Consider the following 12,298-nt stretch of genomic DNA (forward strand, 5'->3'; position numbering starts at 1 on the left):
GGGTCACCTGATACATGGTTACTGAAGGCACGGGACACTACCCTCCATGCTCATGCCCCAGCAGGATGCCGGCGACGATGGAGCAGAGCACCACCAGGCAGAAGAAGGCGAAGCGCCAATCCTTTTCCCGGGCAAAGATCACCCCCGCCACCATCACCCGCATGATCGGCGTTGCCAGAAGCGCCAGCAGGCCGGCGGTGATCAGGCGCGGGCCAACCACCGCATGCCCCCCCAGCAGCATAGCACCGATGCCAAGGGCCAGGAGGATGGCGGCGATGATGGAGCCGATGCGCAACAGGCGCGCCAGGACCAGTTCGATCGGCTCGTGGGGAGACGGGGTCTCGTGGTGCGTTTCGGTCGTCATCCCTTTACCCCCCGATAGATCATCTCGATGGCCGTGTAGACGATCAGCGGGATGAAGAGCTTGCGGATGGTGGAGGTTTTCAGCCGGACCATCAGCCGGGCGCCCACTACCGCCCCCAGCAGCACCCCCAGCACCACCGGCCCGGCCACCAGCGGTTTGACGTCGCCCCGGGCGAAATAGACCACCGCGCCGGAGGCCGCCGTGACCCCGATCATGAAGTTGGAGGTGGCGGTGGAGGCCTTGAACGGCATGCGCATGACCTGGTCCATGGCCGGAACCTTGAAGATGCCGGCGCCGATGCCCAGAAGCCCGGCGGCGGCCCCGGAGAAATACATGAGGACCAGCCCGGGGAGGGTCCGGGTGACCTGGTACTCCACCCTTTTGCCCAGCATGCGGTCGTAGTAGGAGCCGGCAAGGTTCAGCTTTCGCGACAGGCGGTCGGGCACGACCTCGCCCGGCAGTTCGGCCTTGCGGGTCCTGAACATATTGTAGCCCGAATAGGCCAGAAGCAGGCCGAACAGGATGTACAGGAAGCGCTGGTGCAGGTAGCCGGCGATCAGAGCCCCGCTCAGGGCCCCGGCGGAGGTGCCCATCTCCAGCCACATGGCCACCCGGGTATTGGTCAGCCGGTCGCGCAGAAAGGCCACCGCGGCGCCGGTGGAGGTGGCGATGATGGAGACCGTGGAGGCGGCCACGGCCGTGCGCATGGACACGCCGAACAGGATGGTCAAGGCGGGGACGATGATGATGCCGCCGCCGAGCCCCAGGACCGAACCGACGATCCCGGCCCCGATGGCCATGACGAATATCTCGATGGTGGTGGTGAGCAGAATGGCTGTTCTCCTTTGTTCTTACGTTTAGCCCGGCTGCCGCATCTTCAGGCGCTTGGAGAGCGCCGGCTGGGATATGCCCAGAAGCCGCGCGGCCAGGGTCTGGTTGCCGTTGGCCCGGTCCAGCGCCTCCATGACCAGAAAGGCGGCGGCATCGCTGAACGTGGGCAGTTCGTCGAACCCGGCAAAGGGGTTCTGCCGGGCCGCCGGGGCGACCGTCCCCCCCCCGCCCTGCCTCTGGGAGCGTTCCACGGCCTTGATGAACGACTCCATGGAGAGCATCCGGTCCCGGTGCACGCTGACGGCGTCGTAGATCATGGCCTTGAGTTCCCGCACATTGCCGGGGAAGGTGTAGGTGGCGAGGAACTGCGCCAAACCCTTTGGCGGGGTCGGCTTCTTCTTGCCCAAGGCCCGGGCCGCCTCCTCCAGAAAGTGGTCCAGCAGCAGGGGGATGTCCCCGCGCCGTTCCCGCAGCGGCGGCACATGGAGATGGTGGGTCCGCAGCCGGTAGTACAGGTCCCGGCGGAAGGTCCCCGCCGTCTCCTTGGCCGCCAGGTCCTGATGGGTGGCGACGACGATGCGGGCCTTGAGCCGCTTCGGCAGGTCGCACCCCAGGGGGAAATACTCCCCCTCCTGGAGCAGCCGCAGCAGCTTCACCTGGGAGGGGATGCTCAGGTCGCCGATCTCGTCCAGAAACAGGGTGCCGTCGGCGGCCTCCTCCACCATGCCGCGCCGCACCTGCTCGGCGCCGGTAAAGGCCCCCCGCACGTGGCCGAACAGGGTGTCGGCGAAAACCGTATCGTCCAGCCCGGCAACGTTGACCGTCACCAGCTTGCCCCGGCAACCGCTCAGGGCGTGGACGGCGCGGGCGACCAGTTCCTTGCCGACGCCGCTCTCGCCGGTGATCAGAAGCGGCTGGGGGCTTCGGGCCACCGCTTCCGCATAGGTGAAGACCGCCTGCATAGCCCGGTCGTTGGTGACGATGGCGCTGAAGGCCTCGGGATGCCGGACCTCGGGCGAACCGAACCGGCTAGCCATCTCCCGGTGATCCCGCTGCAACTCCTGCATGCGCACGGCCCGAAGCACGCCGTTCACCATGCGGTCATCATCGTCGGTCTTCACAAAATAGTCGAACGCTCCCCGGCGCATGCAGTTGACGGCGGTCTCCACCTGGTTCAGGCCGCTGATGACGATGGAGGCGATCTCGGGATGGCGCTCGGCGATCCGCTCCAGAAGCTCTTCCCCCGACAGATGCGGCATGGTGAGGTCCAGCAGCACCAGGCCGATCTGGCCCTGGTCCAGGATGGCCATGACCTGGCGGCTATCGTTGCAGGTGGCGATATTGGTGATGCCGGCGCAGGACTCCAGGGTCAGGGAGAGGGAACTGAGCCAGTCCGGCTCGTCGTCCACCAGGAGGATGCCGAAATCGGGATACAGGGGCTCGCTCACGTTACGTTCTCCTTCCGGTACTCGGGCAGGGTCAGGGTGACGGTGGTCCCGCTGCCCGGGGTCGAATCGAACTCCAGGGTGCCGCCGTGCTCCTTGACGATCCCGGCCGATACGGAGAGACCGAGGCCGGTCCCGCCCATGTCCCGCTTGGTAGTGAAAAACGGGTCGGTCAGGCGCGACAGGTGCTCGGGGGAGATGCCGCTCCCCTCGTCCCGCAGGCGGAAGATGACTGCACCGCGGGAGGCATCGTACAGGGTGGCGAGTTCGATGCCCCGCCCGGTATCCGGCAACGCCTGGCAGGCGTTGATGATCAGATTTACCAGCACCTGCTCGATGCGCTGGGCATTGCCCCGGACCGTGGGGAGCCCCTCGGCATACTCGGTGCTGAAACGGCTGGTCGCCTTGCGGATGGAGGGTTCGACCAGCCGGACGGCCGCCTGGGCCACGGCGTTGAGGTCGATGGTGTCGTTGGAGGCGGTATCGTCGCGCCGGGCAAAATCCTTCAGGTCGTCCACGATCCGCTTGATGCGCTTGCCCGCTTCCTGGAGCTTTTCCAGGCTGCGGGGCATCTCCTCCCGCATGCGCGAATAGCGGAGCCCGCCGCAGGTGAAATCGCCGTTTTCCTGATAGTACCGTTCCAGCACCTTGGAGGCGTCCTGGAAAAACCGCCTGAGGATCGGCACCTCCAGCAGGATCAGGCCGGTGGGGTTGTTGATCTCGTGGGCCACGCCCGACACCAGGACCCCCAGGGCGGCCATCTTGTCCGCCTGGACCAGTTGCTGCTGGTTGAGGAGCAACTCCTCCTCGGCATGGCGCCGCTCGGCGATCTCCCGGGTCAGATCGGCGGTGCGCAGGGCAACCTGGCGGTGCAGGGTGCGGGACCAGAGGGCAAAACCGCCCAACAGGAGCACCAGCGGAATCCCTACGATGGCGGCGTACCGGGTGACGGTGGCCCATTCCACGCGGTTCGGCTCCAGCACGCCGAGCCACTTTTCATAGATGGCCTGGTATTGCCCGGTCTTCCTGAGGATAGCCAGCCCTTCGTTGAAGCGGGAGATCAGCTCCTCATTGCCCCGGTTCACGGCATAACAATAGCGGTGGGTGGCCACGTTGCGCACCACCGGAATCAGGTTGGTCAGTTTCAGTTCGCGGATGATGTACATCCCCGGCACGATGGCGACGATGGCGAAGTCGGTCTTGCCCGCGGCCAGAAGACGCAGGGCGTCGGCCGGCGTAGCGGTCAGGATCAGCTTGCCGCTGAACCCCTTTTTGACCAGATAGTCGTGCATGATCCCGCCCCGGTGAACCGCCACCACCTTCCCTTCGATCTCGTCGAAGGTGTTGATCATGGGGGACTCCCGGCGGGCGAATATGGCGTGATTCACGATGGTGTGGGGGAGGGAGAAATCCACCTCGCGGGAGCGCTCCTCCGAGTAGGACATCCCCTGGAGCACGTCGACCTTTCCGGTCTGAAGGGCAGTGCGCACCTCCGCCCAGCCGGTAAGCCGGAATTCGACCTTCATCCCCATGACGTCGGCAATGGCGCGGGTCAACTCCACGTTATAGCCCGAGGGCTGGCCGTTCTTGTCGATGAACTCGTAGGGGGGGTACTCCCGGTCCCCGCCGACGATGATCACCTTCTGGGGAGTGCCCTGGAGCGTATCGGCCAGGGCGGCGCCGGAAAGCAGGCAGGCGACGGCCGCCATAGCCATGAAGAGCGTGGCGGCAAACCTGGATAAGAAGGGCATACCGTTGCGCGATGTTATTACTTTTCCCAAGGTCACGTCGTCATCTCCAGCGGCCCCGGTCCGTATTGATCCCCAGGCGGGTGTACAGACGGGAGGAGCCCTTGCCGCCCGCCATCTCTTCCTGAGCCGCCCGCCCCACAATGGCCGCCAGGGCGGTTTCCAGGGCGGCATCCGGCTCGACAAACCGCAGGCCGACCAGGCCAAACCCATAGTGGATGATCTGGGCTGCCACATCGAGCGGGGGGAGACCGTCGCCCTGCTGCAGCGTCAGCACGCACCGTTCTCCCTGGCGGACCACATCACAGGCAGCGTCGTCCGAACTGACCAGCGCCCCGTGCAGGGAAATATTTTCAACATAACAGGGGAAACGCTGGCTTTGGTACTGCAACACCCCATTGGCCACAAAAACGATCCGGCGGGACGATCTCTTTTCGCGCATAAGATTGGCCCTTTCGCGACACACATTCACACCGGTTCAACCACGCATGGCTTCAGTTTCTCATAAAATCAGGACAAGGACAATAAATTGGTTATGCCACCTTTCCACGGCGGGATGCGGTCACACCACGGCCACGGGGGATGGTGAACGGCGACGCAAAGAACAATGGCCGCCATGGCCGCAATCTGCTATAGTTTGGGGGCACGGGTGGTCATGCACGACGATAGGGGGTTGATATGCTGAGGATTGCGTTGGTAGTGGCGCTGCTCGCGTCTTCAAGCGGAGCGTATGCCCTGGGCAACAACGACCTGGTTCAGTTGAATCTGCGGGGAGCCCGGCAGCAGGCGCAGCAGCAACCGGATCTGGTAGAACTGCTTCAGCCGGCGCAACAGGCCAGGCTGTGGCAGGAGGACGCTGTGCAGGAGTTGGTGTGGCAACAGCAACGGCGGCAGTTCAGCCAGGAACGTTACCGGCAGGAAGTGCTCCTGGAACAGCAGCGCCATAAGGACACCTTCAGGATCGAGGAAGAGCGGCTGCGGGGTATCATGATCCAACGGGAACAAACTCCGCTGTTTCAGTAAGGCCGGGCAGGATGGCGTACCCGCCCGAAGAAACGATTCCCGACTGAGGCGCTCCCCTGCACCCACTAGGGGACGTAGATCATCTTGCGGGTCATCCCGCCATCCACGATAAAATTCTGGCCGGTGATGAACCCGGCCTGGGGCGAGACCAGATAGGCCACCATCCCGGCGATATCCTCGGGCCGCCCGACACGCCCCGCCGGATGTTGACCGTGATCCTCCGGGCGCAGTTCCGGCGCCGTGCGTTTGCCGCTCTTTTTCCAGTCGTCCACGGCGATCCACCCGGGGCTGACGCAGTTGACCCGGATGTGCGGCCCCAGGCTGACGGCCAGGGCATGGGTCAGGGCCACGAGCCCACCTTTGCTGGCGGAATAGGCCTCCGTATCGGCTTCGGACTGGAGGGCCCGGGTCGAGGCGATGTTGACGATGGCCCCCCCAGCGCTCCGCAGGGCCGGCACCGCGTGCTTGGCGCAGAGAAACGCCCCGGTGAGGTTGGTCCCCAGGACCCGGTTCCACTCCGAGAGTTCCAGCAGTTCCACCGGGCCGGGAGGCGAACTGCCGTGACCCGCATTGTTGATGAGGGCGTCCAGGCGGCCGAAGCGGGAGAGCGTCTGGTCCAGCGCCCCTACCACCGCCGCTTCGTCGGCCACGTCCAGCGTCACGGCAAGCACATCCCCCAGGGAGCCGAACTCCCCGGCCGTTTCCTGGGCCGCCGCTGCGTCCCTGTCGGCGATGACCACTGCCATCCCCTCTTCCAGCAACCGCTTGGCGATCCCCTTGCCGATCCCCTGACCGCCCCCGGTCACCAGCGCCACCCTACCGGCGGTTTGTTGTGTCATGCCGCGTCTCCTGAAGTGTCTTGAAAATTACGATAAAATCGTGCCGGACCATGGCGGAGCGCCCCTCACTCTTCATCGGCCAGCTCTCTGGCTATGCGGATGAATTCCTCCCTTTGGGCCATGAACGCCCCGACCACCTCGGGGTCGAAGTGTGTGCCCGACCTCGCCAGAATCCACTCCTGGGCCTCTTCATGGGAGAAGTCTCGCTTGTAGACGCGCCTGCTGACCAGGGCATCGTACACATCCGCCAGGGCCATCAGCCGGCCGGCCAGGGGGATGGCCCTGCCGCTCAATCCGAGGGGATAGCCGCTGCCGTCCCATTTTTCGTGGTGCGATTCGGCCATCTGGAGCGCGTAATTGAGGAAGGCCAGCTTCTCCGGGTGCTCGGTCCCCCCCATGGTCTTGGACAGGGCCTGGGCGCCGATGAGCGTGTGGGTCTTCATGATGTCGTATTCTTCGGCGGTCAGCGCACCCGGCTTGGACAGGATGTGATCCGGGATGCCGACCTTGCCGATGTCATGGAGCGGCGCGGATTTCGCGAGGAGTTCGATATTCGCTTCGTCCAGTACGGCGTAGCCGGGGAGCGTGGCAAGCTGCCGGGCAAGGACTTCCACGTAGCGTTGCGTCCGCAGGATGTGCCGCCCCGATTCCTTGTCCCGGGCCGCAGTGAGGGTCGACATGCTGACGATGATCGTATCCTGGGCCTGGATCAGGTCGTGGTTGCGTTGTTGCACCTTGCGGGCCTCGATCCCGTACTTCACGAGGCTCAAAACCGTCATCACGAGGATCGGCGTCGCCATGGGGATGAGCGGCGGGATGAACAGCCCCTCCCGGGACAGCAAAAGCGCCCTCGCCCCCCAGTAGCACCCGCCGCTCATCCCCATAACGGCCAGAAGCGACAGTACGTATCCGGGGCGGCTGAGCAGCCAGGTGCTCATCCCCCCCAGCAGGAGGACGACAAACAGCCCGGCGCCCCGCGCCCACGTGGGCTGGGCGATGAACGTGCCGGACAGGATCGTGTCGATAACGGCGGCATGGGCCTCAACCCCGTGGAGTTCCTGCCCGGACGGGACTTGATGGACATCGCCCAGCCCCTTGGCCCAGGCACCGATCAGGACGATCTTTCCCCGCAGGCTCCCGGCCGCCGGGTGACCATCCAGAATCGCCCGTGCCGAAAAATAGGGAAAGGAATCCCGGGTACGGAAGTCGATCAGGGTATCCCCCAGGCGGTCCAGGGGGATACGGCGTTCTCCCCAGCAAAGCAGGGTCTCGGACGCATCGTGGTCGATGCGGAGGCGCCGTTCTTGGGATGCGAGCAGGACGGCCCCCAGGGCCAGGGAGGGGTAATAGGCGCCTTCATAGTGCATCAGCAGGGGAACCCGTCTGAGGACCCCGTCCAGGTCGTGTTGGGCATTGGTGAACCCCTCGGCCCCGGCAGCGGCGGTCAGTGCCCCAATCCCCCTGATCATCCCGGTGGGCGTGGGCCACTGGGCACTGGCTCCCGGCATGGCCGCCACGACCATGCCGGCGGGCAGGTGGGGAGCGCCTCCGGCCCCCGACCTCACTCCCGTGGCAAGGTCCAGATAGTATCCGAGGATGGTAGGCCCCCCCGCCAGAGCCTTGGCCAGGCGCTGGGAGTTGACGTCCGTGACGATGGCCGGGGGTGGGGATGGGGACAGCCCGAGGTCGCGCCGCCGTTCCGCCATGATGACATCGGGAGAGGTACGGTCCGGTTCCGGCATCAGGAAGTCGAGTACGACGACCTTCGCCCCCAACGCCTCAAGCCGCTCCACGAGGCGGGCCAGGCGGTAACGGGGCCAGGGCCACTGTCCGTAGGCCTTGAGGCTCTCCTCGTCGATCCCCACGATCACCGGAACGCCGCTCTTCTGGGGAGCGGCCCGGCCGGCGAGCATGAGGTCGTAGAGGCGAAGTTCCGTCTCCTGTATGAACAGCGGCGAGAAGATGAGAAGCAATCCGGCGCAGAGCGTAAGGGCAAGGCCCGCGGCAATCAGCACGGGACGCCCTCCCTGGAGCGGCAGGAGGCGTTGGGGGGTGGCGCGGGAGGGGGCGACAGGGGACATACCGGCTACGCCTAGCGCACGATCACCTCAACGCGCCGGTTTCGGGGTTCAGCAACCCCGTCGGGCGTTGGGATTCGAGGGTTACCCTTGCCATGGGAGGATACGGACAGGCGTTGCGGATCGACCCCCTTCTGCACCAGCAGGTCCCTGATCGCCTGGGCACGTTCGTAGGCAAGCCTATCGTTGAGCTGGACCGAGCCGACCGCGTCGGTATGCCCGCTGATACTGATGTTGATGGCGTTACGCCGCTTGATGGCGGTAAGGATAGTGGGGATGACGGCCCGAGACTCGGCCATCAGGCAGGTCTTGCCCGTTTCGAAAAAGAGGATGAATTTTTCCGACGGGAGCGGTTCGACCGCCAATGCCGCGGCAAAGGTCGCGGCAATATAGGAAGGGTCGGCCGGTGCCGGGGAAGAGGGGGAATTTGAACGGCCGGAGACGCGGGTCATCTCATGGGCCTTTTCCAGCAGTTGTTTCCCCCCTTCGGTGGTCACCTCCGCCTTGCCCACATGTCCGTCCGGGTCGGGCATCAGAACGACCGCCCGCCGGGAGGCGCAACCGCCTGCCAAAGCCAGGAGCGCCACCAGCAGCACGCCCGACAGAATGACTCCCGTCGGCCCGGTATGCCCATCGCTGCGCGGCACTAGTCCTGAACCTCGATCAGCAGTCTGGTCCCCCGCACGGCAATGGTCGCCTCGGGGATTTCCAGCCGAATGGCGTGCGGGGCCAGTTTCGCCATGAGCCCGGAGAGATAGACAAAGGTCCCCTTGGCCATCCGCGCCAGGAACGTGAACTTACCCTCCTTGGGGTCGAAAACGTACTCCTTTATGGCGAGTTCACTGTTGGGGCCCAGGGAAAACGTCGTGTCATCCGCCAAGACAATACCCAAAGAGCCGTCCTTTGCGGTTCTGATCACGTCGCCCCGATGTACCGCCCCCCCGATTGCGGCAGGTTGCGTAAGAGTGCCCCGAAGGAAAGACGCGGACCCTTTCAAGGTCTGTACATGACCGATCACATCCGTCGGCGCGGCGAAGGCCGAAGCGGCGGAGAACAGGAGAAGGAGTCCGAAGAATATTGCTTTCATTGTGCGTCTCCCTTTTTTCTCAGTAATCCAACCTGTTACTCATAAGGATACCATTATAAACAAAGATTGGCCAAAAGAGGGACAAAAAAAGAACGCACCCCGGCCATTGACATTCAGCGCCTCATGTGCATAAATAGTCGCCGCTGAAAACAAGCGTATGTGATAACCGATACTACTCAACCATTCGCGAGGATGGGGCGGAAAGCCCACAGGGTCTCACCGAGACAGCCGGGTTGCCGAAATATCATAGATATTCGGCAACCCGGTTTTTTCATTTCATCCCACCCCTTACGCAATGGGCGGATGAACAAACACTATCCCCAAAGGAGAACATTATGAAGAAGACCATCTATTCCTGCTGTTTGGCCTTGTCGCTGCTTTTTGCCGTCAACCCCGCCATGGCGGACGATATCAGGGGCAGGCTCGGCGTCACCGGCAGACTCGGCTTTCTGGTCCCTGCCGACAGCGAGCTATCGGGACGTAGCGCCAGTACGGATACCGCTTTCGTCGGCGGCGGCGGGTTCATCTACGGCATAACAAGGAACATCGCGGCGGAATTCGATATCACCCACACCGACTACGATGTCCACGGCTACGGTGAGGGCGGCAACGCCGAAACCAACAACTTCTCCCTGGGCGCCCAGTACCGTTTTGACGTCGCGGTCCCCCGACTGACCCCCTATGTGGGCGCCGGCCTGGATATCCTGATCAACGACTTCACCTACTCCGACGGGACCAGAACCGACGTGGACACCAGCCTGGGCGTCCATATCAGCGGCGGCGTCGACTATTTCGTGACCAAACAGGTGGCCCTGACGGCGCAACTCAAGGCAATCCTGGCGCCCAACGCCGATATCAACTACCAGGGCAATAAAGTCGGCAATATCGACCCCATGAGCATCTCCACGACCTTTGGCGCGAGATACTTTTTCAACTAAAAACAACCGCCCCGAACAACAAAACCCCCGCCATGCACGGCGGGGGTTTTGTGTGAAATCCGGGGGGGCGGTTCCCTCTCAGCGCTTGATCGTGCCCCCTCCCAGCAGCAAATTGTACTGGAGATAGGCCTTCAGGCGTTCCGGCGTATTGACCGTCTGCGTATAGAGGAGTCGATCCATCTCGTCGGCCTCGCGCTGCGTGAGTCCCCGAACGATCTTGAGCATCATGGCGGCATCCTTGAAGGACTGATCCAGGTTCTTCGCCTCCTCAGCCGTTTTGGGGGGGGCGGCCATCACGTCCTGAATGGTCTTGGCCATGGTCATGAGGACGGTGCGTTTCACATTCGTCGTATAGTTTGTATAGATCCAGATCTGCACATCGTCACGCACGCCGATGCCGCCGGTATCGATCCCCGCCAGGGTGGCGTTGTTGGCCGCCATATCCGGCATGGGCGGCAGGTGGGGGTTCATCTCCGCAACCGTGGGGACGGCCGGTGCAATCTTCTTTTCAGGCCGGTAGACGAGATCGCCCATGCAGGCGGCAAGACAGCACACAAGCCCAGCCGTCACCATCAACTCCACCATGAGCGCGCTCTTTTTGATAACCGCCATCTCTGCTCCCGGTCCGCAGGTTTACGTCTATCGGCTGTTACAATGCAAGTCGACCTTTCCCCCTCGGCTGAAAAGTCGGCGGAGTATTTTGCAACACCTCCGGGATCGTTGCAAGGGCAAACATGGGCCGTGCCGCAAATGGCGTTCCCGAACCGGGGCACTTTCGGCGCAAACAGGCCCTGGTCCAGATTTTTTTTGCGTGTTCCCCTTGACCGCAGGAACTGGTTTGGGCGAAAATGAGGGGACGAGGAGAACGTACGATGCCTGACTATATCGTCATCTGCACATCCTGCGGCGCAGCCAACAGAATCCCCGCCGACAAGGAGGGTAAAAAGGGGCGTTGCGGCACCTGCCGCGCCACCCTCCCCCCGTTGTACCACCACCCGCAGCAGCTCACGGAGCAGACATTCGACGCCTTCGTGCAGAATTACCCGGGGCCGGTACTGGTGGAGTTCTGGGCACCATGGTGACCGCACTGCGTCTCATTCGCACCGGCGGTGCGAACAGCAGCGGAGAGATTGGCGGGAAAGGCGGCCGTCTGCCAGGTCGATACCCAGCAGAATCCGGCCCTTGCGGCACGGTTCGGCGTGAGGGGCATACCGGACGTCGTGCTGCTCCGCAACGGCAGGGTCGTCGCCCGGCTCGCCGGGGCGCAGAGCGTTGATGCCCTGCTGGCCTGGTTCCGCCAACAGCAGTAGGGTTTCGCAGTGGACTTGAATCGGGGCCATGCCCGACAGATCACTTCCAGGCGCCTATTCCTGTTCCAGAACGACAAAATCCCTGGAGACGGCAAAGGTATCATCGACGTACACCTTGACCCGGTGCTTGCCCACCCCCAGTACGGACGCCTGGATGCCGGACCAGACATTGAGGGGCGGAAGGCTCGACTCAACATTCATGGACCCTTGGGACACCAACCGGTCACCCGTGTACCAGCGGTACGTCATGACATGGGGGCCCCCCTCCTGCTCCGGGTCATCCCATGAGAACGAGGTGATGACGTACACCTTCCCCCCGCCGACGAACGTATCGGCTACTCCGGTCGGGCCCTGCATCTTTGACACATTCTTCGCGAGAAAACATCTGGTGACGTTCTTTTCTCCAAGCGTCACGCTCCCCCACGAAGCGCAGCCTCCCAGAAGCGACACGACTCCCGATACCACGACGAATGAACGTATAATTCCCATATCCGATCTCTTTCAAAAACGATGTACTGAGGCGGCAGGCGCCGGGAACTGGCCGGACAAAAGCAAGGCCTGAACCTTTGCGGGGAACAGGTATGAACAAATAACCGTTTGAGTTTACAGCCACCCCGGGAGCCACCGCACCAGTT

General features: G+C 63.4%; 14 protein-coding genes and 1 riboswitch. Of the genes, 3 read left to right on the plus strand and 11 right to left on the minus strand.

Features of this window, described 5'->3' with window-relative positions:
• Positions 1-37: 37 nt before the first annotated feature.
• From F6V25_RS13870 to F6V25_RS13890, 5 genes are all read right to left on the minus strand, one after another.
• On the minus strand, positions 38-364 hold the full coding sequence (locus tag F6V25_RS13870; RefSeq protein ID WP_149308787.1) for a DUF1634 domain-containing protein: 327 nt from the start codon (positions 362-364) through the stop codon (positions 38-40).
• Positions 361-1,164 (minus strand): sulfite exporter TauE/SafE family protein, encoded by an 804-nt coding sequence (locus tag F6V25_RS13875; RefSeq protein WP_246167047.1) that lies wholly within the window; start codon positions 1,162-1,164, stop codon positions 361-363. The genes F6V25_RS13870 and F6V25_RS13875 overlap by 4 nt, the downstream gene beginning before the upstream one ends.
• Before the next feature lie 57 nt (positions 1,165-1,221).
• Complete coding sequence (locus F6V25_RS13880; protein ID WP_151129143.1) at positions 1,222-2,643, minus strand: sigma-54-dependent transcriptional regulator; 1,422 nt, start codon at positions 2,641-2,643, stop codon at positions 1,222-1,224.
• The gene (locus tag F6V25_RS13885) at positions 2,640-4,349 is read right to left on the minus strand and encodes a transporter substrate-binding domain-containing protein (RefSeq protein ID WP_420849997.1); all 1,710 of its coding nucleotides are present in this window, start codon (positions 4,347-4,349) and stop codon (positions 2,640-2,642) included. The genes F6V25_RS13880 and F6V25_RS13885 overlap by 4 nt, the downstream gene beginning before the upstream one ends.
• A gap of 82 nt (positions 4,350-4,431) precedes the next feature.
• Positions 4,432-4,830: a PilZ domain-containing protein gene (locus tag F6V25_RS13890; protein WP_151129145.1), complete on the minus strand. Its 399-nt coding sequence runs from the start codon at positions 4,828-4,830 to the stop codon at positions 4,432-4,434.
• 236 nt (positions 4,831-5,066) lie between these two features.
• On the opposite strand from F6V25_RS13890, the gene F6V25_RS13895 reads away from it, so the two are divergent.
• Positions 5,067-5,411: a hypothetical protein gene (locus F6V25_RS13895; RefSeq protein ID WP_151129146.1), complete on the plus strand. Its 345-nt coding sequence runs from the start codon at positions 5,067-5,069 to the stop codon at positions 5,409-5,411.
• Positions 5,412-5,476: 65 nt separating this feature from the next.
• Here the strand turns inward: F6V25_RS13895 and F6V25_RS13900 are convergent, their stop codons facing one another.
• From F6V25_RS13900 to F6V25_RS13915, 4 genes are all read right to left on the minus strand, one after another.
• Positions 5,477-6,250 carry a glucose 1-dehydrogenase gene (locus F6V25_RS13900; protein ID WP_151129147.1) on the minus strand — a complete coding sequence of 258 codons (774 nt, stop codon included), beginning with the start codon at positions 6,248-6,250 and terminating at the stop codon, positions 5,477-5,479.
• Positions 6,251-6,315: 65 nt separating this feature from the next.
• Positions 6,316-8,331 (minus strand): CHASE2 domain-containing protein, encoded by a 2,016-nt coding sequence (locus F6V25_RS13905; protein ID WP_151129149.1) that lies wholly within the window; start codon positions 8,329-8,331, stop codon positions 6,316-6,318.
• Between the two features lie 11 nt (positions 8,332-8,342).
• Positions 8,343-8,975 (minus strand): OmpA family protein, encoded by a 633-nt coding sequence (locus F6V25_RS13910; RefSeq protein ID WP_151129150.1) that lies wholly within the window; start codon positions 8,973-8,975, stop codon positions 8,343-8,345.
• Complete coding sequence (locus F6V25_RS13915) at positions 8,975-9,415, minus strand: FecR family protein (RefSeq protein ID WP_151129152.1); 441 nt, start codon at positions 9,413-9,415, stop codon at positions 8,975-8,977. The genes F6V25_RS13910 and F6V25_RS13915 overlap by 1 nt, the downstream gene beginning before the upstream one ends.
• 164 nt (positions 9,416-9,579) lie before the next feature.
• Positions 9,580-9,656, plus strand: a riboswitch (cyclic di-GMP riboswitch).
• 94 nt (positions 9,657-9,750) lie between these two features.
• Here F6V25_RS13915 and F6V25_RS13920 point away from each other — a divergent pair.
• Entirely contained in the window at positions 9,751-10,353 is a 603-nt protein-coding gene (locus F6V25_RS13920) for an OmpW family outer membrane protein (protein ID WP_151129154.1), read from the plus strand.
• Between the two features lie 78 nt (positions 10,354-10,431).
• Here F6V25_RS13920 and F6V25_RS13925 read toward each other — a convergent pair whose 3' ends face one another.
• On the minus strand, positions 10,432-10,965 hold the full coding sequence (locus F6V25_RS13925) for a hypothetical protein (protein WP_151129155.1): 534 nt from the start codon (positions 10,963-10,965) through the stop codon (positions 10,432-10,434).
• Positions 10,966-11,225: 260 nt separating this feature from the next.
• Between F6V25_RS13925 and F6V25_RS13930 the strand changes: the two genes are divergently transcribed.
• A complete protein-coding gene (locus F6V25_RS13930) occupies positions 11,226-11,663 on the plus strand; it encodes a thioredoxin family protein (protein ID WP_151129157.1) in 438 nt (145 codons plus the stop codon).
• A gap of 54 nt (positions 11,664-11,717) precedes the next feature.
• On the opposite strand, the gene F6V25_RS13935 is transcribed toward F6V25_RS13930, so the two are convergent.
• Positions 11,718-12,152 (minus strand): hypothetical protein, encoded by a 435-nt coding sequence (locus tag F6V25_RS13935; protein ID WP_151129159.1) that lies wholly within the window; start codon positions 12,150-12,152, stop codon positions 11,718-11,720.
• Between the last annotated feature and the right edge of the window lie 146 nt (positions 12,153-12,298).

The organism is Oryzomonas japonica, assembly GCF_008802365.1.
Taxonomy (GTDB): Bacteria; Desulfobacterota; Desulfuromonadia; order Geobacterales; family Pseudopelobacteraceae; genus Oryzomonas; species Oryzomonas japonica.

Coding starts and splice junctions, on each gene's coding strand:
- F6V25_RS13870 (WP_149308787.1), bottom strand. CDS start 364: ATGACGACCGAAACGCACCACGAGACCCCGTCTCCCCACGAGCCGATC.
- F6V25_RS13875 (WP_246167047.1), bottom strand. CDS start 1,164: ATGGCCATCGGGGCCGGGATCGTCGGTTCGGTCCTGGGGCTCGGCGGC.
- F6V25_RS13885 (WP_420849997.1), bottom strand. CDS start 4,349: ATGGCGGCCGTCGCCTGCCTGCTTTCCGGCGCCGCCCTGGCCGATACG.
- F6V25_RS13890 (WP_151129145.1), bottom strand. CDS start 4,830: ATGCGCGAAAAGAGATCGTCCCGCCGGATCGTTTTTGTGGCCAATGGG.
- F6V25_RS13895 (WP_151129146.1), top strand. CDS start 5,067: ATGCTGAGGATTGCGTTGGTAGTGGCGCTGCTCGCGTCTTCAAGCGGA.
- F6V25_RS13900 (WP_151129147.1), bottom strand. CDS start 6,250: ATGACACAACAAACCGCCGGTAGGGTGGCGCTGGTGACCGGGGGCGGT.
- F6V25_RS13905 (WP_151129149.1), bottom strand. CDS start 8,331: ATGTCCCCTGTCGCCCCCTCCCGCGCCACCCCCCAACGCCTCCTGCCG.
- F6V25_RS13915 (WP_151129152.1), bottom strand. CDS start 9,415: ATGAAAGCAATATTCTTCGGACTCCTTCTCCTGTTCTCCGCCGCTTCG.
- F6V25_RS13920 (WP_151129154.1), top strand. CDS start 9,751: ATGAAGAAGACCATCTATTCCTGCTGTTTGGCCTTGTCGCTGCTTTTT.
- F6V25_RS13925 (WP_151129155.1), bottom strand. CDS start 10,965: ATGGCGGTTATCAAAAAGAGCGCGCTCATGGTGGAGTTGATGGTGACG.
- F6V25_RS13935 (WP_151129159.1), bottom strand. CDS start 12,152: ATGGGAATTATACGTTCATTCGTCGTGGTATCGGGAGTCGTGTCGCTT.